22 protein-coding genes are annotated in these 21,059 nt (G+C 53.4%); 8 read left to right on the top strand and 14 right to left on the bottom strand.

Annotation, left to right across the window (positions count from 1 at the left end; genetic code table 11):
- Position 1: 1 nt before the first annotated feature.
- Together IE090_RS05710 and IE090_RS05715 are read right to left on the bottom strand one after the other, a co-directional pair.
- Entirely contained in the window at positions 2-376 is a 375-nt protein-coding gene (locus IE090_RS05710) for an MAPEG family protein (protein WP_189387379.1), read from the bottom strand.
- Between the two features lie 130 nt (positions 377-506).
- Positions 507-986, bottom strand: coding sequence for an Mpo1 family 2-hydroxy fatty acid dioxygenase (locus IE090_RS05715; RefSeq protein WP_189387380.1), 480 nt, complete (start codon positions 984-986; stop codon positions 507-509).
- Positions 987-1,100: 114 nt separating this feature from the next.
- On the opposite strand from IE090_RS05715, the gene IE090_RS05720 reads away from it, so the two are divergent.
- Positions 1,101-2,126 carry an AraC family transcriptional regulator gene (locus IE090_RS05720; protein WP_189387381.1) on the top strand — a complete coding sequence of 342 codons (1,026 nt, stop codon included), beginning with the start codon at positions 1,101-1,103 and terminating at the stop codon, positions 2,124-2,126.
- On the opposite strand, the gene bcp is transcribed toward IE090_RS05720, so the two are convergent.
- The 5 genes from bcp to nrdA form a co-directional block, all read right to left on the bottom strand.
- A complete protein-coding gene (bcp, locus tag IE090_RS05725; protein WP_229815498.1) occupies positions 2,090-2,563 on the bottom strand; it encodes a thioredoxin-dependent thiol peroxidase in 474 nt (157 codons plus the stop codon). The genes IE090_RS05720 and bcp overlap by 37 nt on opposite strands.
- 104 nt (positions 2,564-2,667) lie before the next feature.
- On the bottom strand, positions 2,668-2,949 hold the full coding sequence (locus tag IE090_RS05730; protein ID WP_189387382.1) for a hypothetical protein: 282 nt from the start codon (positions 2,947-2,949) through the stop codon (positions 2,668-2,670).
- 71 nt (positions 2,950-3,020) lie between these two features.
- Positions 3,021-3,473 carry a class I ribonucleotide reductase maintenance protein YfaE gene (yfaE, locus tag IE090_RS18055; protein ID WP_373296409.1) on the bottom strand — a complete coding sequence of 151 codons (453 nt, stop codon included), beginning with the start codon at positions 3,471-3,473 and terminating at the stop codon, positions 3,021-3,023.
- The gene (gene nrdB / locus IE090_RS05740; protein WP_189387383.1) at positions 3,473-4,606 is read right to left on the bottom strand and encodes a class Ia ribonucleoside-diphosphate reductase subunit beta; all 1,134 of its coding nucleotides are present in this window, start codon (positions 4,604-4,606) and stop codon (positions 3,473-3,475) included. The genes yfaE and nrdB overlap by 1 nt, the downstream gene beginning before the upstream one ends.
- A 115-nt stretch (positions 4,607-4,721) precedes the next feature.
- Positions 4,722-6,989 carry a class 1a ribonucleoside-diphosphate reductase subunit alpha gene (gene nrdA / locus IE090_RS05745; protein WP_189387384.1) on the bottom strand — a complete coding sequence of 756 codons (2,268 nt, stop codon included), beginning with the start codon at positions 6,987-6,989 and terminating at the stop codon, positions 4,722-4,724.
- Between the two features lie 371 nt (positions 6,990-7,360).
- Between nrdA and IE090_RS05750 the strand changes: the two genes are divergently transcribed.
- Both IE090_RS05750 and IE090_RS05755 read left to right on the top strand, forming a co-directional pair.
- Positions 7,361-8,101: a response regulator gene (locus tag IE090_RS05750; RefSeq protein WP_189387385.1), complete on the top strand. Its 741-nt coding sequence runs from the start codon at positions 7,361-7,363 to the stop codon at positions 8,099-8,101.
- A 37-nt stretch (positions 8,102-8,138) separates the two neighbouring features.
- Positions 8,139-9,677 (top strand): ATP-binding protein, encoded by a 1,539-nt coding sequence (locus IE090_RS05755; protein ID WP_189387386.1) that lies wholly within the window; start codon positions 8,139-8,141, stop codon positions 9,675-9,677.
- 162 nt (positions 9,678-9,839) lie between these two features.
- Here the strand turns inward: IE090_RS05755 and IE090_RS05760 are convergent, their stop codons facing one another.
- On the bottom strand, positions 9,840-10,763 hold the full coding sequence (locus IE090_RS05760; RefSeq protein ID WP_189387387.1) for a LysR family transcriptional regulator: 924 nt from the start codon (positions 10,761-10,763) through the stop codon (positions 9,840-9,842).
- Positions 10,764-10,905: 142 nt separating this feature from the next.
- Here IE090_RS05760 and glpK point away from each other — a divergent pair, with 142 nt between their 5' ends.
- Together glpK and IE090_RS05770 are read left to right on the top strand one after the other, a co-directional pair.
- Positions 10,906-12,393 carry a glycerol kinase GlpK gene (glpK, locus tag IE090_RS05765; protein WP_189387388.1) on the top strand — a complete coding sequence of 496 codons (1,488 nt, stop codon included), beginning with the start codon at positions 10,906-10,908 and terminating at the stop codon, positions 12,391-12,393.
- A gap of 90 nt (positions 12,394-12,483) precedes the next feature.
- Entirely contained in the window at positions 12,484-13,578 is a 1,095-nt protein-coding gene (locus IE090_RS05770) for a GGDEF domain-containing protein (protein ID WP_189387389.1), read from the top strand.
- Between the two features lie 9 nt (positions 13,579-13,587).
- Here the strand turns inward: IE090_RS05770 and argF are convergent, their stop codons facing one another.
- The gene (argF, locus tag IE090_RS05775; RefSeq protein WP_229815501.1) at positions 13,588-14,493 is read right to left on the bottom strand and encodes an ornithine carbamoyltransferase; all 906 of its coding nucleotides are present in this window, start codon (positions 14,491-14,493) and stop codon (positions 13,588-13,590) included.
- Positions 14,494-14,824: 331 nt separating this feature from the next.
- Here argF and IE090_RS05780 point away from each other — a divergent pair, with 331 nt between their 5' ends.
- Positions 14,825-15,517, top strand: a complete 693-nt coding sequence (locus IE090_RS05780; protein WP_189387390.1) for a transglutaminase-like domain-containing protein — start codon at positions 14,825-14,827, stop codon at positions 15,515-15,517.
- Here IE090_RS05780 and rimK read toward each other — a convergent pair.
- The 3 genes from rimK to IE090_RS05795 are packed head-to-tail and all read right to left on the bottom strand — an operon-like array spanning position 15,514 to position 17,206.
- Positions 15,514-16,419 (bottom strand): 30S ribosomal protein S6--L-glutamate ligase, encoded by a 906-nt coding sequence (gene rimK, locus IE090_RS05785; protein WP_189387391.1) that lies wholly within the window; start codon positions 16,417-16,419, stop codon positions 15,514-15,516. The genes IE090_RS05780 and rimK overlap by 4 nt on opposite strands.
- Positions 16,416-16,856: an ATP-dependent zinc protease family protein gene (locus tag IE090_RS05790; RefSeq protein ID WP_189387392.1), complete on the bottom strand. Its 441-nt coding sequence runs from the start codon at positions 16,854-16,856 to the stop codon at positions 16,416-16,418. Before IE090_RS05790 ends, rimK begins: the two co-directional genes overlap by 4 nt.
- On the bottom strand, positions 16,853-17,206 hold the full coding sequence (locus IE090_RS05795; protein WP_189387393.1) for a MaoP family protein: 354 nt from the start codon (positions 17,204-17,206) through the stop codon (positions 16,853-16,855). Before IE090_RS05795 ends, IE090_RS05790 begins: the two co-directional genes overlap by 4 nt.
- Positions 17,207-17,329: 123 nt before the next feature.
- On the opposite strand from IE090_RS05795, the gene hdfR reads away from it, so the two are divergent.
- Together hdfR and IE090_RS05805 are read left to right on the top strand one after the other, a co-directional pair.
- Complete coding sequence (hdfR, locus tag IE090_RS05800; RefSeq protein WP_189387394.1) at positions 17,330-18,181, top strand: HTH-type transcriptional regulator HdfR; 852 nt, start codon at positions 17,330-17,332, stop codon at positions 18,179-18,181.
- Complete coding sequence (locus tag IE090_RS05805; protein ID WP_189387395.1) at positions 18,178-19,143, top strand: alcohol dehydrogenase catalytic domain-containing protein; 966 nt, start codon at positions 18,178-18,180, stop codon at positions 19,141-19,143. Before hdfR ends, IE090_RS05805 begins: the two co-directional genes overlap by 4 nt.
- Here the strand turns inward: IE090_RS05805 and queE are convergent, their stop codons facing one another.
- Together queE and queC are read right to left on the bottom strand one after the other, a co-directional pair.
- The gene (gene queE, locus IE090_RS05810; RefSeq protein ID WP_189387396.1) at positions 19,144-19,845 is read right to left on the bottom strand and encodes a 7-carboxy-7-deazaguanine synthase; all 702 of its coding nucleotides are present in this window, start codon (positions 19,843-19,845) and stop codon (positions 19,144-19,146) included. It abuts the gene before it with no gap.
- On the bottom strand, positions 19,845-20,507 hold the full coding sequence (queC, locus tag IE090_RS05815; protein ID WP_189387397.1) for a 7-cyano-7-deazaguanine synthase QueC: 663 nt from the start codon (positions 20,505-20,507) through the stop codon (positions 19,845-19,847). Before queC ends, queE begins: the two co-directional genes overlap by 1 nt.
- Positions 20,508-21,059: the final 552 nt, after the last annotated feature.

A 21,059-nucleotide genomic window follows, 5' to 3' on the forward strand; every position in this document is an offset into this window, starting at 1 on the left:
TTCATGCGGATATGACGAACAAGCTGACCGTCGTTCCCAAACCTAGCATCCACAGCAAGCTTCGTAGCGTCGCTTTATCGCTCAGGTAGGCCGCGCCGTAGGCTACTCGAGCGGCAATAAATAGGCTCGCCAACAGGTCTATCTGGCTCTGCTCTGCCTCTGCAATGTGGGCGATAATGACGCCGGCTGCAAAAGGCGGAAAGGCTTCGAAACTGTTGAGCTGTGTCCAGTGGGCTCTTTGTTGTAGGCCGGTTTGCTGTTCCAAGAACAATCGCGGCGAGCGGTTATCATAACGACGACCACCTAACTTTGCGGTTACGGTGAAAATATAGGGAAGCAGTGCAGCAATCAGTACGCACCAAAAAGCAATGGTCATTATTTTCTCCACAGTGAAGTTTCAAAGTCACACTATCAACTTCTCCCGTGGCTACCAGTGCCAATCCTGACAGGCATGGCACTGGCTTGGCAGCAGCGGCCCTGATGGCGATCATCACGGCCATTGCTGTTTAGGAGTAAGGAATGCCCAAGCGGCGATAGATAAAGCCCATCAACCATGCTGGCCCAATTAGCAGAAACTGAATGTCTTTGAAGAACGAGGGTTTTTTGCCTTCGATGTAGTGGCCAATAAACTGAAAAACCCACAACACAACAAAGCCAACCAGACACACCAACCACAGGCTTGGCCAGCCGTTTTGCTGTTCATACCATGCCAGCAGTGCGTAGGTTGCCAACGTGAAGGCGCTGAGGCCAATCGCCAGGCTAGGCGACATGTTCAAATAAAACCCCACCACAATGATGGCCGACAAGGTAGCCCAGTTTAAGTAAGGCACAGTTGCCATGGCTGCAGGAACCGGTATTTCCCACAGTAAGCCCATGATGACGACAAAAATCAGTGGTACACAAATCCAGTGAATCAATTTGTTCACGGGGTTTTGGTGACTGGCGCCGTATTCGGCAAACCATTGATCGGCAGTTTTTTTACTCATACCTCACCTCGTTGTTGTTATGCTATTTGATGATCACATCATCATAAGAAAAACCACCAAGAGGATCTTGCCTGTTAAGGCCAATTACTTTGCCTTTGACGGTCAAAATACATCATGCAAGAACACAAAACGGTATCGGTTTTATGGATTAAAGCATTGCTGGCGGCGGCTGAGCAGCAGGGCGCAGAGCGCTCGCAGGTGTTGCAAACTGCAGGTGTGTCGTTGGCGAGCGTGCGTGATGGGCAGCGCTTGAGCCTGGAGCAAACGCTGGCAATCTGGCGTGCAGCAGAGTCGTTGGCCGCCACCACGGATTTTGGCTTAATCATGGGGGAGTGGGTAAAGCCAGCTCATTTTCAGCTGTTTGCCCTGGTTCTATTACATGCGCGCGACCTAGGGGAGGCCTTTGATAAAACCATTCGTTATACCCGCATTTTGAGTGATGGCGGCCAGTTTCGCATCGAGCATGAGGGCGAATGGGCGGCGATTTGTTATGAGCCTCAGGCTGAGAACTTTAGCCGCCACCAAGTGGATGCCGTACTCGCGCTGCTGCGCGGCTTTTCCGATTGGCTTGCCTGCCAGCGTATACCGTTAAAGCAGGCCGAGTTTACTCATGCTCAACCTCCGAACTTGGAAAACTACCAGCGCATCTTCGAATGCCCGCTGCGGTTTTCACAACCACGCAATGCGGTGGTGTTTGCGGCGCATTGGTTGCAAGAGCCTTTGGCATTGGAAGATAGCGAGCTGGCGGCAATGCATGAATCCATGCTGGAGCAGCAGCTGCAAGCGCTGCAAACCCCTGACTTGCAGCAACAGGTCATGCACTGGTTGCAGCAACAGCCGTGTTTGGAGGTGACTCGCGCACAGTTAGCCAGCGACTTGTTTCTGAGCGAGCGCACATTGCAGCGACGCTTAGGCGAGCAAGGTCTGAGCTTTCAAAGTTTGTTGGATCAAGAACGTCGCCAGCGAGCACAATACTGGCTAGTGCAAACGGAAGACAGCATGACGGACATCGCTTCGCGGTTAGGGCTGTCGGCGAGTAGCTTTACTCGCGCTTGCCATCGTTGGTTTGCCGCCGCGCCGTTGGCGGTGCGGCGGCAGCAGGCTCAGAGTGAATCGAGCAGCGCTAAAACGTCATCGTGATGGCTTTTGGTTTTCACCTTTTCCATGATGTGTACCAGCTGGCCATCGCTGTCGATGATAAAGGTCAGGCGATGAACGCCCATAAACTCTTTACCCATAAACTTCTTCAGCGCCCAGACGCCGTATTGCTCGGCAATGGCGTGGTCTTCGTCGGACAATAGATCGAAGTTAAGCTCTTGCTTATCAATAAACTTCTGCAATCGCGCTGGCGCATCCGGGCTGATGCCTAATACCACGGCATTGCGGTCGGCAAACTCTTGTTGGCTGTCGCGAATACCGCAGGCTTGTGTGGTGCAGCCTGGCGTCATGGCTTTGGGGTAAAAGTAGAGCACCACGGTTTTACCGCGAAAATCACTTAACGATACCGTCTCGTCGCGCTGATTTTGGGTAGTGAAGTCTGGGGCGGGTTGGCCCAGGGCCGGTAAGTTCAGGCTCATGCGCTTTTCCTCAATAGGGCAAAGCCGTGAGGGTAGCGCATCGTCAGAGAGATGAGAAGATGTTGTGCAGAACTTATACAGGGAGCCGGTTGGCTCCCTTTAAGTCAGTCGGCGTTGATGCTCAACTGGTCGAGATAGCTGGTCAGTGCTTGCTTGGCTTTATTGCCGGCTGGGCTGTTGCGAAATACAAACTCGTGGGTCTTGTTTTCCATCACCAGCAACACATCGGCGCAAAAGTCACCATCATGCTCAGCCCTTACTGGACGCATGCGTGCCTCAACCAGTGCTTCTAGGTTGATGTAAAAATCACCGGGGATTTCTTCTAAATGCTCACGAGCATTCATGCGAACCATTGCCACATTGGGGGTGATGCGAATCAGTGCCATGCTGGAGTCTCCTTGTGTTGATGACTCCAGCATACGGCGGGTTCCAAGCTTGGCTATTGATTTAACGCAGGTCAGAGTTTTATTTTCAGGGCGCTTTTGGGTATGCAGCAGCAGGGCAGAATTTCATCTTCATCGATAAACGCCAGCGGCTCTTTGTGATAGTGCACGGAGCCTTGCTGTAACTGTACGCGACAGCTACCGCAATAGCCATCTCGGCATTGGTAATGCACGTCGACACCTTGTGCTTCTAATGATTCCAGCAACGAGGCTGCATGTTGGAACACCACTTCGCGGCCATCCTGTAAGGCAACGGCATAACGAGGCGGTTGCATTTCTTCCGACAGCGGTAGCTGGGGCGAAGCTTCCGGCTGCTCAGGATTCGATTCAGGCAGATACAGCTCTGCCTGATCGGGCTCAGGTGCAGCCTCTGGTTCGATGATTTCCAGTTCGAAGTCTGGCTCTGGGGTGGCAGGCTGGCCGTCGAGATCAAACTCCTCCGGCCAGTCGGTTTGACGATTGGGCATCACAGGTCGAAATCGCCAAAGTCGGCGGTATCTACTTCGCTGTCGATCGCTCCCACCAGGTAAGAGCTGATTTCAGCTTCTTGTGGCGCTACCTGAACGTTGTCGCTGTTGAGCCAAGCGTTAATCCAAGGCAGTGGGTTGTTTTTGACTTCCGGGAAGATGGGGTCAAAGCCCAATGCACTGATGCGCTGGTTGGTAATGTACTCAACGTATTGGCTGAGGATGTCGGCATTGAGGCCAATCATCGAGCCGTCTTTGAACAAGTAAGTGGCCCAGTCTTTTTCCTGCTGCGCCGCTTCGGCAAAAATGCGCTCGACATCGTCACGGCACTCTTGCGCGATTTGCGCGAACTCAGGGTCGTCTTTACCGCGCGCCATGATCTGCAATATGTGCTGCGTACCGGTGAGGTGCAGTGCCTCGTCGCGGGCGATCAGTTTGATGATCTTGGCATTGCCTTCCATTTTGGCGCGCTCAGCAAAGGCGAACGAGCAGGCAAAGCTGACGTAGAAGCGAATTGCCTCCAGCACGTTGACGGACACCATGGTCAAGTACAAGCGGCGCTTGAGCTCATGCATGTTTACGTCGATGGTTTGGCCATTGACCGTATGCACACCTTCACCCAGCTGCACATAGTAGTTAGACAGCTCGATAAACTGGTCGTAATACTCGGTAACAGAAATCGCCCGGCGCACGATGTATTCGTTTTTGGTGATGTCGTCGAAGATCTCAGCCGGATTGGGCACGATGTTGCGCACAATGTGGGTATAAGAGCGGCTGTGAATGGTCTCGCTGAACGACCAGGTCTCGATCCAGGTTTCCAGCTCCGGCAACGACACGACCGGCAGCAGGGCGACGTTGGGTGAGCGGCCTTGCACCGAGTCGAGCAAGGTCTGGTATTTCAGATTGCTGACAAAAATGTGCTGCTCGTGGGCTGGCAGGTCAAGAAAGTCTTTGCGATCGTTGGTCAGATCGACTTCCTCTGGGCGCCAGAAAAACGACAGCTGTTTTTCAATCAGGTTCTCGAAGATTTTGTGCTTTTGCTGGTCGTAGCGCGCGACGTTGACCTGTTCACCAAAGAACATGGGCTGAGCAAAAGTATCGAATTCGTTGCGATTAAAGGTCGTGTATGCCATACCAGTACGTATCTTGAAGTGGGCTCTGACCGGTGCCCGTCAATCAAAAACAGCGCCACAGTCAAGACTGCGGCGCTGCACATGCCGTCACCCGGTCAGCGGGCGACGGAATCTATCAGATTTTGCAGGCGCCGCCAGCACAATCGTCTTCAGCGGCACTTTGTGGGTCCTGCATGCCGTCACGCGTATTGTGGTAATACAGCGTTTTCACTCCATTGCGGTAAGCCGTCAACAGATCTTTCAGCAACTGCTGCATGGGCACCTTGCCGTCGTAGCGCGACGGGTCATAGTTGGTGTTGGCCGAAATCGCCTGGTCGACAAATTTCTGCATGATGCCTACCAGTTCCAGGTAACCTTGGTTGCTAGGAATTTGCCACAACAGCTCATACTGATCTTTTAAGCGATCGTACTCAGGCACGACTTGCTTGAGAATGCCGTCTTTGCTTTGTTTCACGCTGATAAAGCCACGCGGCGGCTCGATGCCGTTGGTCGCGTTGCTGATTTGTGAAGATGTCTCAGATGGCATGAGCGCCGTTAAGGTCGAGTTGCGCAAACCGTGTTGTGCAATGTCTGCGCGCAATGCTTCCCAGTCGTAGTGCAGCGGCTCTTCGCAGAACTTATCAACATCTTGCTTGTAAGTGTCGATTGGCAGCAAACCCTGAGCGTAAGTGGTATCGCCAAAGGCACTGCATGCACCTTGTTCTTGTGCCAACTTGTTCGAGGCGCGCAGCAGCCAGTATTGAATCGCTTCAAAGGTGCGGTGCGTCAGGCCATTGGCGCTGCCATCTGAATACTTGGTACCGTGTTTGGCCAAGTAGTAGGCATAGTTAATCACGCCAACGCCTAAGGTGCGGCGGGCAATGCTGGCTTTCTCAGCGGCGGGTACCGGGTAATCTTGGTAAGTCAGCAAGCTGTCGAGGGCGCGAACAATTAAGTCGGACAGCTCTTCAAGTTCGTCTAGGTTGTTCAGTGCGCCCAGGTTGAAGGCGGCCAGGGTGCACAAGGCAATTTCGCCGTCGGGATCGTTGACATCGTTCAATGGGCGAGTCGGCAGGGCGATTTCCAGGCACAAATTAGACTGGCGCACCGGTGCCTTTTTCGGATTGAACGGGCTGTGGGTATTACAGTGATCGACGTTCTGGATGTAGATGCGGCCGGTGCTGGCGCGCTCTTGCATCATGGCTGAGAACAGATCAACGGCTTTTAACGTGCGCTTGCGAATGCTGTCGTCGGCTTCGTACTTGGTGTACAGCTGTTCAAACAGTTGCTGATCTTCAAAGAAGGCATCGTACAGCCCCGGCGCATCGGAGGGCGAGAACAAAGTAATGTTGCCATTTTTGATCAGGCGCTCGTACATCAACTTGTTGATTTGCACGCCGTAGTCGAGATGGCGGACACGGTTTTCTTCCACGCCGCGGTTGTTTTTCAACACCAGCAGGCTTTCCACTTCGTAATGCCAGATGGGGTAGAACAACGTGGCTGCGCCGCCGCGTACACCGCCTTGAGAGCAAGACTTAACCGCCGTCTGGAAGTGCTTGTAAAACGGAATACAGCCAGTGTGATAAGCCTCGCCGCCACGGATCGGGCTGCCCAGCGCACGAATACGGCCACCATTGATGCCAATGCCTGCACGTTGTGATACGTATTTCACAATCGCTGCAGCTGTGGCGTTGATGGAATCCAGGCTGTCACCGGCTTCAATCAGTACACAAGAGCTGAATTGGCGGGTAGGGGTGCGCACGCCGGCCATGATCGGCGTTGGCAGAGATAACTTAAACGTGGAAACAGCATCGTAGAAGCGACGGATGTAGTCTAAGCGGCGCTCTTTGTCGTAAGACGAGAACAAGCAGGCAGCAATTAACACATACAAAAATTGAGCGCTTTCAAATACCTCGCCGGTGACGCGGTTTTGCACCAAATACTTGCCTTCTAGCTGCTTCACAGCGGCGTAGCTGAAGTTCATGTCACGGCTGTGATCGATAAAGCCGTCCATCGCTTCAAACTCTTCGCGCGTGTAATCCTCCAGCAAGTGGCGATCATAGCGGCCGGATTCAACCATGGCTGCCACCTGATCAAACAAGGCGGGTGGCTCAAAGCGGCCATAGGCTTTTTTGCGCAAGTGGAAGATGTTCAGGCGGGCCGCCAAGTACTGATAATCCGGTGCTTGCTCTGAGATCAAATCTGCTGCTGCTTTGATCAGAGTTTCGTGAATTTCAGAAGTCGGGATGCCATCGTAAAACTGTAAATGAGCTTTGAGCTCCACTTCAGATACGGACACTTTGTCTAGGCCTTCGGCGGCCCAGGTAATAACTTTGTGGATTTTATCCAGGTCGAGAGATTCTTGACGCCCGTCGCGTTTGCTGACTCGCAGCTGAGTGTTCATGTTGTGTGTGCCTGTATTCAAGGATTTGACTCCCCGATCCCTGATGGATCAAATCATCCGTAAAATGCTTGACGTCGCCACTAAGGTGTGGATGCATCCCTTGTAAGTGGCTGACATAAAAGCAGAAATATTGAGAGAGACACAAGATAATGCGGTGTTAGGGTTAATTCAACCCCAAGATATTGTGGGTTTGACGAATCGAGGTGTGGATAAGTTGTTAGCCATTGGTGGACACAAAACTGCCGTTGTAGGCGCCATCTGCTTGCCTGGCTTTTGTTGCTGTTTCGGTTACTGTGCAACGGTGCGTAACAAAGGCTAAAGTAATAGCATTACCAATTGCTCATCGATGTTACAGGGGAATAAACAAGCTCATGCGTAACCAAGAATCCGGCGCGGCGGCAGAAGAAAATTGGCGCATTTTGATCGTCGAAGACGATGAACGATTGGCCACTCTTACCAAAGATTATCTTGAGAGCAATGGACTTGAGGTTTCGGTTGAAGGTGATGGCAGCCGCGCGATTGAGCGGATAAAAAATGAGCAACCAGATCTAGTGGTGTTAGATTTAATGCTGCCCGGCGAAGATGGTTTGGCGGTGTGCCGTATTGTGCGGCCTTATTACAAAGGCCCCATTTTGATGTTGACCGCTCGCACAGAGGATCTGGATCAAGTGCTTGGGTTAGAAATGGGCGCAGACGACTACGTTGCTAAGCCAGTTCGCCCTCGTGTGTTATTGGCGCGCATTCGCGCATTATTGCGTCGCGTGCGTGACACCTCTGTCAGTGGCACAGAAGAGCAGGGCAGTGATAACCGTCTTACGTTTGGCAATCTGGTGGTCGATAACGCCATGCGCGAGGCGTGGTTGAACGGTGAAAGCATTGACCTGACCAGCGCTGAGTTTGACCTGTTGTGGTTGTTGTGCAGCAGTGCTGGGCGAGTGTTGACCCGTGAGGAAATTTTTCATCAGCTGCGCGGCATTGAGTACGATGGCCAAGATCGCTCCATTGATGTTCGTGTCTCCCGCATTCGTCCAAAAGTGGGCGATGACCCCATGAACCCCAAACGTATCAAAACCGTGCGCAGCAAGGGCTACTTGTTCGTCAAAGAACTGTGACGAGGGCAGCACCATTTTTATCCGAGTCTATGCCGGATTGCTGGCAGCTTTGTTGGTGGTGGGGCTGCTCTGTACCGCTGCCTTACAGCTCATTAACGTTGTCCGTACCGCTCAGTTTAACGAGGACATTGTTAACGGCACCATGGTGTTGCTGTCGCAACGGCTGCGGCAAGACCCAGGGGCCCTCAGTGACTTAGCCGCGCGTTTTGACGCGCAGCTCAGTTTGTTACCCGCCGAGCAAGCGACACACGATGGCTATGAGCGGCGTCGTTTGCAGCGCGGCCGAGTCGTGATCAAAACCAGTGATGATGGCCGCACAGCTCAATTGCTGCGGCAGATGAATAATGAGCAGGTGTTAAAGGTTCGTCTCAATACCGTGACGGACGTTCAAGCACAGGCGTCGGCCTATTTACTGCTAGAAGATTGGCAGCGTAGCGGTGAAGCCATCGATTCTTTTTTGGCACGTATGCAGCCGGCCTTCGGCTTTCCCTTGTCTGTAGTGGCCATTGATGATTTGTTCCTGTCGAATAGCGATTATGCGCGTATGCAATACGGCGATGTGCTCGTACGTATTGCCATCGAAGGCAACCAAGCAGAGGCGTTGGTCAAGCTTCCCGGGCGTCCACAGGCGCTGCGACTCGGCCCAATTAAAGCGTTTAACCCATACTCTTGGCAGGCCATTGCGGTGGTTGCCGTGATTGGCTTTATGTTGCTTGGCTTGGGCGTTTATTCGGTGGTGAACTCGTTTGAAGTACGTTTGCGCAAGCTAGAACAAGCAACCAGCCGCTTAGCTCAGGGGCACTTGAACGCACGTGTGGCAGTGCATGGCGGTGATGCCGTGCAACGCTTAGGGGAAGCGTTTAACAAAATGGCGGATCACATTCAGCGCTTAATTTCGATTCAACGGGAGATGGTCAGGGCAGTGTCGCACGAGCTGCGCACACCGGTGGCGCGCATTCGCTTTGGTCTACAGATCATAGAAGACAGCGTGTTGGGTGATGCGTTCGTCGGTAAGCAGCTAAAGGGTATGGATGCGGACATTCAAGAACTCGATGAACTGATCGATGAAATTTTGACCTACGCTCGGTTGGAAGAGGGTGGTCCGCTGCTGGACTTTCAGCGCGCTAACGTGGCGGATTTGGCACTGCAAGTAGTGGAAGAGGCGCGGCCGCCAGCTCATGTAAGCGTACATTATCGAGGACAGGCGGTAGACCAGGCCTTGCCTGTTGAAGTTGAGCCTCGCTATGTGCACCGAGCGATTCAAAACCTAGTTGGCAATGCTGCTCGCTACGCACGCAGCCGTGTTGAGGTCAGCTGCTGTATTGGCAATGATACTTGCCGTATTGATGTGGAAGATGATGGGCCAGGCATTCCAGAGGAGGATTGGGATAAGGTCTTTACCGCTTTTGCCCGCCTTGATGATAGTCGCACCCGCAGCTCTGGCGGCTATGGCCTAGGTTTATCTATAGTGCGCCGTATTGTCTACTGGCACGGTGGGCGTGCTCTGGTCGGGCGGAGCGATGCCTTGGGCGGGGCACGGTTTAGCCTGATTTGGCCGCGGCGTCACCCTGATTAACATCTGTACATTTCGTTACAGAAACCCTGACAGCTGTAACAGACTCCCTTGTGAGTTCAGGCCATTATGACCGTGCGTATCCCTAGGAGACGTGGTGAGAATGTAGCGAAGTTATTCGCTTTTATGGGGCTCGTTTGAGCCCTTTTTTTGTGCCTGTCGTTTCTACTCAGGTACGTCAGCGGCAACAATGCCGGGCAGGTCCCGCAGGCAGGTTTCCAGGGCCTGAGCTAAAAAATCCCGCATGTAATGGCTATGGCTGTGTTCTTTGCGCACGGCTGCATACAAAGTGGGCCAGATTCCTTCACCTAATTGGCAGGCGGTAATTAGGTTTGCCTCAAGATAAGGATGCAAGGCCCAGTTAGGTAAGCAAGCTATGCCACGGCCACTGGCCACTAGCTGCACCATCATCAGCGTCAGTTCTGTTTCGCGCGTCGCCTTGGGCTCGACACCGGCGGGCGTTAGAAAGCGTGAAAAAACGTCCAGCTTATGGCGCTGAACCGGATAGTGAATCAGCGTTTCATCCATCAGCTGCTGCGGCTGAATGCGGCGTTGTTGAGCCAGCGGATGCTGGTGGCTGACGGCCAACAGTGATTGGTAACGAAATAAGGGCTGATAGTGAATGGCAGGATTGCTCTCCGGGTCGGATGTAATCACTAGGTCAATATCGCCGCGCAATAAAGCCGGTAAAGGGTCGAAGTTGAAGCTGGTGCTCAGGTCAATTTCCACATCGGGCCAGTGGTCGCGAAAGCCATTGATGGCCGGCATCAGCCAGTCAAAGCAGCTGTGACACTCGATGGCCATGTGCAAACGGCCGCTGTGGCCGCTGGCGAGTTTTTCCAGATTGCGCTCGCAAGCGCGTATTTGCGGCAGTATCTGGTCGGCTAACTGCAGAATCTCAAGCCCTGCACGGGTAAAGCGCAGCGGTTTGGTTTTGCGTTCAAATAGCGCCGCCCCTAGCTTTTCTTCCAAGTCTTTCAGCTGATGAGACAACGCCGACTGGGTCAGATGCAAGCGACGGGCAGCTTCGACCAAGGTGCCGCCATCACGCAGCGCGGTCAGTGTGCGCAGGTGCTTCAAATCGAGCATTATTAATTCATTTCAATATTGTTGGGTTGTTTATCATAACGGCTCAAGATCAAGTTTGGCCAATGAGAACTGAGTGAAAACTGCTGGTGACTACTGAGCGGCGTCAGTAATATGCGCACCCAATAACAATAAGGGGTTCACCATGTCTCGCTTTCTACTCAGCCTGGATCAAGGTACCACGAGCAGCCGCGCCATTGCCTTTGCGAGTGACGGCCAGATCGTTGCGCAAGCACAGCAAGAGTTTCCTCAGCACTTTCCACAGCCCGGCTGGGTCGAGCATCAGCCGCAGGAAATCTGGCAATCGACATTAGACAGTGCTCGGGAGGTGATTCGCCAGCTGGGCGATGACGCCACCAAGGTCGCTGCAATCGGTATCACCAATCAGCGTGAAACGACTCTCCTATGGGATCGCCAGACCGGAGAGCCCGTTTATCCGGCGATTGTGTGGCAGGATCGTCGTACCGCCGATGCGTGCAGCGGCCTTAAAAGGTTGGGCAAAGAAGAATGGGTACAAAAGCGTACGGGGTTGTTGTTGGACCCCTATTTCTCCGCCACTAAGTTGGCTTGGATACTAGATAACGTCGACGGTGCGCGCCAGCGTGCTGAACGCGGTGAGTTGGCCTTTGGCACGGTGGACACCTATTTGCTGTGGCAATTGACGCAAGGGCGCGTCCACGCAACCGATGCCACCAATGCCTCGCGCACTCTCTTGTTTAATATTCACCAGCAATGCTGGGATGACGAGCTACTGGCGTTGTTTAACATTCCTGCTGCGGTGCTACCCGATGTGCGCGATAGCAGCGCTGACTTTGGCAGCGCCAGTGCCAAGTGGCTGGGCCAAGAAATTCCCATTGGCGCCATGATTGGCGATCAGCAATCGGCTCTTGTTGGTCAGGCTTGTTTTGGCAGCGGCATGGCGAAGTCAACTTATGGCACCGGCTGCTTTGTCATGATGAACAGTGGCGAGCAAGCGCTGCATTCCGAGCATCGATTGCTAACCACCGTCGCCTACCGACTGCAAGGCCAGGTCACTTATGCCTTGGAGGGTTCCATCTTTATGGCAGGAGCCACGATTCAGTGGATTCGTGATGGCTTGCAATTGATTGCGCGGGCCAGCGATACCCAAGTATTGGCTGAGCAAACCGGCTATGACAACCCAGTCTATATGGTGCCGGCGTTCACTGGGCTGGGAGCCCCGTATTGGGATCCAGACGCTCGCGGTGCCATTCTTGGCCTAACGCGTGATACCGGCATTAAGGAAATCGTGACCGCTGGCTTGCAGGCCGTGTGTTACCAGACACGTGATTTGCTCGAGGCGATGAAGGCCGATGGCGTCAATCCGGCAACGTTGCGCGTTGACGGTGGCATGGTGGTGAATGATTGGCTAATGCAGTTTCTGGCGGATGTTCTCGGGGTACACATTCAACGTCCGGCTATTACAGAAACGACGGCGCTGGGCGCTGCGGTGCTGGCGGGGCTGCAGGTGGGTGTTTACCGCAGCTTGGACGATATTCAAGCGTTGTGGCAGCATCAGCATGAGTTTCATCCTCTGTTGCCCATCCGTAAGCAGCAGGCTTTGTACGAGGGGTGGTTGGCGGCGGTACGCCGAGTTTGCAATAGTCAGGAATGACCAATGCGCGTGAGTGTCTTTGCGTAAATGGACATAGTGCGCCTGACAAGCCTCAGTATAATGACCAAAAAATAATCACGGACGGTGACAGTGCAGCAACTGCAGCGCGATATCTTGCGTCGCCACTGGTACGCAGCAGGTTGGGCCATGGCTTTCACCCTGCTGTTGTGTGTCGGCCACTACCTCGACCTTACCCAGCTGAGTCAACAACAACTTTGGCAGCACGTTGGCAGTTACTGGTTGTTGCAGGCCTTGTTACTGTTGCTGGTCGCATCTGGGTATACGCAGCGCTACGCTGACCCGAGTCTCACCATCCTATTCATGCTGCTCAGCATCGGCTTTATCACGTCGTTCATGTGGCTGGCACCACAAATGCGGCCCCTGTTGGTGCTGGGGTATGTAACGGTTTTGCCGTTTGGCATGTTCCAACTGACTTGGCGTGGCTTTCTCGGCATTGTGTTGGTGTCCATCGCTTGCTATGGCGCTGTGTTAGTGGCTATGCACGGCAATAGCCGAGCGTTCTGGCAGCCTGAGTTGGAATGGCTGGTGGGGTTAGCGTTTGCTGCGACACTGTCTTGTTTTGTGGTGGTGGCACGTGAATTCACCTACTTACGCGATGCCTATCGGCATAAGAATCGTGAGTTGCGCCAAGCACTAAGCCGCATTGAAGAGTTGGCTGTAACGGATGAACTGACTGGCCTCTACAACCGTCGCTATCTTCTGCGCGCAATGGAGAAACACGCCGCCTTGGCAGACCGTGAAGGCTTGAGTTTTGTCGCCGTGTTTGTGGATATTGATCATTTCAAGTCGATCAATGACCGCTATGGTCACAGCATTGGTGATCAAGTCTTGGTCGAGTTAGCAATGGTGTTGCGGCGCAGCGTACGGGAAGCTGATATGGCGGCCCGTTATGGTGGTGAGGAGTTTGTTCTGCTTTTGAGTGGCGTTACCCTAGAGGAAGCGCAGGCGGCGATGGAGCGCATCCGTACCGCTCTTATGCAGGGGCGCTTTTCAGCTCAGCAGGTTCCGCTGACGGTTTCCATGGGCATCGCCCATTTTCGCATTGGCGAAACTGTTGAGTCATTATTGAATCGTTCTGATCGCTTGTTGTACGAGGCTAAGCGTCAAGGCCGAAATCGCATCATGATTGAGTCAGAGCCAGCGGCTAATGGCGCCGCTAGCTAAGCCCTCTTTTTATTCTTCTTGCGACAGCAAAAACTCCAGCAACGCTTTTTGGGCGTGCAGTCGATTTTCTGCTTCTTCCCATACCACGGCTCTGGGGTCGTCCAGCACGGTATGATTCACCTCCTCGCCGCGGTGCGCCGGCAAGCAGTGCATAAACACCACATCGTCGCTGGCTTGATCGAGCAATGCTTCACTAACTTGATAGTTTGCGAACTGCTGTTGGCGCTGCTGTTGCTCGTCTTCCTGCCCCATGGATGCCCAGACATCGGTCGCAACTAGATGTGCGCCTCGCACTGCTTGTTCTGGTGTGGACACGAGCTCGATGCGGTCACGATTTGCCGCTACCAAGGAGGTCGCGGGCTCAAATCCGACCGGTGTGGCAATGCGCAGCTGGAAATCAAACTGCCGCGCGGCGTTGATGTAGGAGTGGCACATATTATTGCCATCCCCGATCCAGGCAACGGTTTTACCTTGAATACTGCCGCGCTGCTCAACAAAGGTTTGCATATCGGCAAGCAGCTGACAGGGGTGAAAATCGTCGGTGAGGGCATTGATCACAGGCACCTGTGAGAAGGCGGCAAAGCGCTCGACGGTGTCGTGATCAAAGGTGCGAATCATGACCACATCCACCATGCGTGACAGTACGCGGGCGCTGTCTTCAATGGGCTCTCCGCGTCCTAGTTGGGTATCCCGCGGTGATAAGAAAATCGCACTGCCACCCAGCTGCGCCATGCCTGCTTCAAAAGACACTCGTGTGCGGGTGGACGATTTTTCAAAAATCATTCCTAGAACTCGGTTTTTCAACGGTTCATGCAGCTGACCCTGACGCTGATAGCGCTTCAGTTCAATCGCACGGTTTACCACCCAATTCAACTCATCCGGGGTTAGGTCCTGGAGGGTTAGAAAGTGTCTCACGGTACTCGCTTCCTTAATTATCGATAGCAGGCTCAATCTGCTCGTTGCTCAGTTCGCTGTCGGTACTGGCGCGTTGCTTGGTCACGCATCCCATGACTCGCAATCGTTGCGCGGATCCTTAAATGCAAACGGGCAGCGAAGGGCTGCCCGTTCACAGGATCATACGAAAGGCTGATTACGTTGTAAACGAAAACGATGAATATTCGGGCTTGTTTGTTTTTGTCGAATAATATTTTGTGAGCGTTTTGGTCAGGCCGACTGTTCATTCAGGCCATTGTCGCTGGAGTTCGATGCCGTACTCTATGGGGCACCTTAATAAAGTAACGTGCACATGACGACGTATCTTAACGCCACCGAATTTTTTGATTTTGATCATCCTCAAGTGCAAGCCTATGGTCGAGAGCTGATCACGGATAATGTTCGTGACCCAATTGCCATCGCTCAACGTCTCTACTTGGCCGTGCGCGATGATATTCGTTACAACCCCTATGTTTTTTCGCCACAGCCGCATACCTTTCGCGCCAGCGACTGCTTGCTGCAGGGGCAGTCCTACTGCATTCCCAAAGCGGTACTGCTAGGGGCGCTGGCGCGCATGCATGGCATTCCTGCACGACTGGGGCTGGCGGATGTACGCAACCACCTGTCCAGTCCGCAGTTATTGGAGTTTCTGCGCAGCGATGTGTTTGTGATGCACGGCTACATTGAGCTGTATCTCAACGAGCGTTGGGTGAAAGCGACGCCGGCCTTTAACGCGGCCTTGTGCGCCAAGATGCGGGTGGAGCCGCTGGCGTTTAACGGTGTCGATGATTCCGTGTTTCAGGCGTTTAATGGGGAAGGTGAAAGCATGATGGAATATTTACAAGACCACGGCACATTCGTGGATGTGCCGGTGGACTTTATTGTGCGCTCGGTTGCCAAGGCTTACCCGCATTTGATGGCAACGGTGGAGAGTGGATTAAGCCAGCACTCCTTGGAGCATGATCTGAAGCGCGCTGACGCTACAGAGTGGCCGTCGAGCTATTAGCCCCGACCACGAGTGCGGGTGCGATTAGCGCGGGCGTTTTTCTCCAAAAACTGAATAATTTTGCCAGCAACATCAATACTGGTGGACTCTTCAATGCCTTGAATGCCAGGTGATGAGTTCACCTCCATCACCACGGGTCCGCGGTTAGAACGCAGAATATCCACCCCTGCCACATTCAGCCCCATGGTTTTCGCAGCTTTTACTGCGGTGGCACGTTCTTCGGGTGTAATACGAATCAAGGAGGCAGTGCCACCGCGGTGCAAATTCGAGCGAAACTCGCCTTCGCCTGCTTGGCGCTTCATCGCTGCGACCACGCGATCCCCCACCACTAAACAGCGAATATCGGCACCGCCGGCTTCTTTAATGAACTCCTGCACCATAATATTGGCTTTCATACCAAGGAACGCTTCGATCACGCTTTCGGCTGCTTTGCGAGTCTCAGCCAGCACCACGCCGATACCCTGCGTACCTTCCAGCAACTTAATGACCAGTGGTGCACCGCCGACCATTTTGATGAGGTCTGGTATGTCGTCCGGACTGTGGGCAAACCCAGTAATGGGCATGCCTAACCCTTTGCGTGCCATTAACTGCATGGAGCGCAGCTTGTCGCGCGAGCGGCTGATGGCGACAGACTCGTTCAAGGAGTACACGCCCATCATTTCAAACTGGCGTACCACGGCAGTGCCATAAAAGGTAATGGATGCACCGATACGCGGAATGACGGCATCATAGCCAGCCAACAGCTCACCTTTGTAGTGGATGCCTGGCTCTTCGCTATTGATATTCATGTAGCAGTGCAGGGTGTCTAGCACATGCACTTCGTGTCCTCGCGCCTCCGCCGCCTCAACCAAGCGACGAGTAGAATAGAGTTTGCTGTTGCGTGATAAAACGCCGATCTTCATCCTGTTTGATCTCCAAGGTAGCGGCTGGATACATCCACCAGAAAGCGCTGGTGTAACGCTTTGCGGCCAATCAAAGCTGGGTACTTCATGCTGCCTCGGTGGCTAAGAGTGACGTCCGATTGAAAGCGGATGCCTGCGATCACTAACCATGGATGAATGACGTAGCGCTTGCTGCCAATACCATTAGAGCTTTTGATGCGGCGCTGGTCATGTACAGGGTACTCACACTGTTGGTCGATGCGGGTCAGTTCATTATGAAAGTGCACCTGGAAGCGCACCCACAGCCGACCATCGCGCTCAAACTCTTCGATATCATCGGCATGCAGGCTACTGCTGCAGGCGCCGGTATCGACCTTGGCGCGACAAAAAATGTCCAGCTCAGGCAGGGCCACATGTTCCAAGTGGCCCAGCAGAGGCAAGGTATTCTCAGCCTTCAATCGTCATCATCCTCCGTAACCGTGGCTTGCCCAGCGCTGGCAGCGGCGAGACCTGGCGCGCGGTAATAATCCTGTCGGCGCTGCAGCGCTCGCTGATATTGCTGCCAAGCTTTCTCGATAGCAGTCTGGGCTATACGTTCTCCCCTTACAACCGCTTGGAACTGGTGCTCACATTCGCTTTCGGCTTCTGCACCATCGCCTAGCTCGCATAAGCGCACACCGTAGCGCTCCAGCAAGTCTGCTTGCTCACGAGTAAAGTCGCCTGATCGTGCGAAGCCATGAGGGAAGTTAGCGTCATCATAGAAGCGTTTACGGTGAGCGAACTCAACCAACGTAGTTGCAGTGTTCATCGCCTTCTGACCTCCTGTAATTGTGTGCTGGGCGTGACGGCGCGGAGTATGGGCAGGGAATAAAACACGGTAAAACAAAAAATATTGATCGACACGAGTGAGGTTTTTGCATAAAAAACCGGCATGGATACGGATTTATTAAAAACATTTTTAGAAGTGGCCCGCACTCGGCATTTTGGTCGGGCAGCGGAGAACTTGTATTTGACCCAATCGGCGGTCAGCTCGCGCATTCGCCAGCTGGAAGGTGCCTTGGGCGTCGAGTTATTTTCTCGCCATCGCAATAATATTCAATTAACGCCTGCCGGCGAAAAACTCACGCCTTTGGCTGAGAGCAGTGTTGTTCTAGAGCAGCGTATTCGTCATGAGGTGTCTCTGGGGGCCGACCGCCATTACCAATTGGCCATTGGCGCGACTCCCAATATTTGGGATGCGGTGTTGCAGCCACGTATGCCGAGGTTGCTGCGCCGACCGGGCATCGCCGTCAGTGCACTGGCACACAGCGGCACCACCTTAGTTCGGCAAATCTTAGAGCGCAGCCTGGACCTAGCACTGGTGTTTGATGTCCCGAAAGTGGATGAACTTGCGTCGCAAGTGGTGATGGATGTGACGCTGCACATGGTGGCGTCGCAGCCTTGTGATGATTGGAGTATGGCCGCGGAGCTGGGGTATGTTTGGGTCGACTGGGGAACCTCCTTTCGCATGCAGCACGCTCAGGCTCTAAAAGATATGCCCGCTCCGGTGCTCACGACCAATACTGGACGCATTGCCCTAGATAGTATCGTCAGCGAAGGCGGCGCGGCTTATTTGCCAGCTGGCTTGGCAGAGCCTTGGCTGCAGCAGGGAAGCCTGCATCGAGTGGCCAATGCACCTGTAATGACTCGCCATGTTTATGCCAGCTACTTACAGAGTCGTAAAGACGAGCCTTTGATTCTTGATGTTTTACAACAACTATCACAACCGGAGACGTCTGCGTGAGTACCAATAAAGCATGGTTTTTTCCCACTACTGGCGCGCCAGAGGTATTGCAAACGACCCAGTTAGCCATGCCTGAGCCTAGGCCTGGTCAGGTGCTCATTAAGGTTCAGGCGTCAGGCTTTAATCCGATTGATTGCAAAATTCGCGCCGGCCTAGCGCCGATCGCGGCGGATGATCAAGTGCCGGGCTGTGATGTCTGTGGTGACGTCGTTGCTTTGGGGGCGGGTGTTGAGCGTTTTGAAATTGGACAGCGGGTTTACGGTTGTGTCGGCGGTGTTAAAGGCAGTAGCGGCACCCTATGCCAATACCTGGTGGCTGATGCACAGCTACTGGCTTTGGCTCCCGCTGGTCTGACGGCAGCGCAAGCGGCGGTGGTACCACTGGTGGCGATTACCGCCTTTGAGGCACTGCAGCGCATGCAACTGCAAGCCGGTGATCGGCTTTTGGTTTTGGGTGGGTCCGGTGGTGTTGGACAAATGGCAGTGCAGCAGGCGTTGCTTCAAGGTGCGCAGGTGACGGCCACGGCTGGAACGGATGAACGGCGAGCGGCGCTGCAGTCTCTTGGTGCTCACGCGTGCGCCCATGATCAAGCGGATAAGCTCGGTGTGACATTCGATAAAGTGTTGGACACCCACGGCGGTGACAGCTTGCAAACGGCTTTGCGAGCGGCGGCACCTGCTGGCCAGGTTGCCACGATTAATGCCCGCAACACCTACGATCTTACCCAGGCGCATGCCAAAGGACTGACCTTACACGCCGTATTTATGCTGCTGCCGCTATTAACGGGTAAAGGCAGGGCGGCGCACGGCGAGTTTTTGCAGCAGTTGAGTCATTGGCTGGAGCAGGGAGAAATACACGTACCTTATGTAGAAACCTGCTCTGCCGCTGAGGTGGCGGATGTGCACCGCCGTTACGAGGCTGGCCAGCTGAAGCATAAAGTAGCGTTCACCTGGCCGCTATGATCACTCGATACGGATCATTTTGTGCGTCTGGAGACTGAGCTTCCAGCGCGGATGTTTAAGGCAGTACTGCAGTGTTTTGTGAGTGTTGGTGGTCGACAGGCTTTCAACAGCGCCCTGCAGTTTGTCTGAAGCGATGACGACCGGCTCGTAGTCGGCCATCGGCTGCAGGTAATAGTGATCTGCTTGTATATGGTCAAAGCGCTCGGGGGGCGCATCGGCTTGTGGGTACACCAGCTTCAGTTCATCACACTCGATGACCACCAACTCTGACTCGCCTTTAGGGCTTAAGCAAACCCAATCGATGCCATTGGCCAAGGGCAAGGTGCCGTTGGTTTCAATGGCGACTTCAAACCCAGCGCGCTGCAACGCGCTCACCAGTTCGTCATCCAACTGCAACGCCGGCTCGCCACCGGTGCAGACAACATAAGGTTTGCCTTGTGCTTGCCCATTCGCGGTAGAGCCTGGCCATTGTTGTTGAATAACCGTGACCAGTTGCTCCAGATCGTAGACGCCACCCAAGTGGCCATCCGTACCAATAAAGTCGGTGTCGCAAAAATTACAGACCGCCGCGGCGCGGCCATTTTCTCGGCCGTTCCATAAATTGCACTTGGAGAAACGGCAAAATACCGCAGGGCGACCTGCCTGGGCGCCTTCTCCTTGCAGGGTATAAAAGATCTCTTTGATCCGATATTGAGCCGCCATTAACTGGCCTCGTATGCCAGTGGATCGGTTGCGTTATTTTTTTCAAACGCCTCTAAACGTTCAACACACGATCCGCATTTGCCGCAGGCTTTTTCACGACCGTTGTAGCAGGTCCAAGATTTGCCATAGTCCAACCCCATGGCCAAACCATCTTTTAATATTTCAATTTTGTCGCTGTTCAGATAAGGCGTCACGATATCGACCGGCTCATAGTTAGCCAGCTTCGCAACGTCGTTCATGGCCAGCACAAATTCTGGGCGGCAGTCTGGGTAGATGGCATGGTCGCCGGAGTGGGCGCCGTAAAAGACTTTGTTAGCGCCAATATCAACGGCATAGCCAATGGCCAGAGACAGCAGAATCATGTTGCGGTTCGGCACGACCGTCGACTTCATGTTCTGATCTTCGTAGTGGCCCTCTGGAATATCTTTGTCGGACGTCAGCGACGAGCTTTGCAGCAATTGGTTGATCGCCGTGATGTCGATGATCTTGTGGTGAACATCCAGCTCGCTGCACACGCGTTTGGCAAACTCAATTTCCTTCTTATGTTTCTGACCATAATCAAAAGTCAGGGCGTACAGCTCATGTCCTTGCTGTTTGGCTTTGTTCAAAATAGTGAAGGAATCCATTCCGCCGGAATAGATGACGACGGCTTTGTCGGCCATGGTGAACCTCTTTCTATATCGATGTACTGAAACGGATAAACAGTCCAAGTCAGGGAATCGGCGATTCCGGACGTCAGTATACGTGCTTTATTAGAGTGGCAAAAACGCCCTAACTGAAAAGTTTCAAAAACCTGTTGATCGGCTCTCAGATATCTGTACAATGCGCCGCTCCTGATCGCTGTGACGCGGCAGGTGGGCAAGAAGCCCCTATTTTTCAATGACTTAGAGTGCTCTGTTTGATCTCGCTAAGCACTGAAAAATATCGAAACAAGGCATTGACCTTTTGGGTTTTTAGCGTAGTATACGTCGCCTTGATTCGAGGTTGGCTAGCTCAATGAGCTTTCTAGCCGGCTAAGTAACTCGTTGATCTCACTAGAAAATATTTGAAATTAACGGTTGCCAAGCCAGAAAGGCGCTGTATAATGCGCCGCTCGATCTGAGAGGCTTTCTTCCAGATCAGTCAGCGACAAGCTTCGAAAGAAACTTAAAAAATCGCTTGACATTAAAGGCTGCTTCATTAAAATACGCAGCCCGCTTTGATCGAAAGATCTG

The sequence above is a fragment of the Bacterioplanes sanyensis genome, from assembly GCF_014652515.1.
Taxonomy (GTDB): domain Bacteria; phylum Pseudomonadota; class Gammaproteobacteria; order Pseudomonadales; family Oceanobacteraceae; genus Bacterioplanes; species Bacterioplanes sanyensis.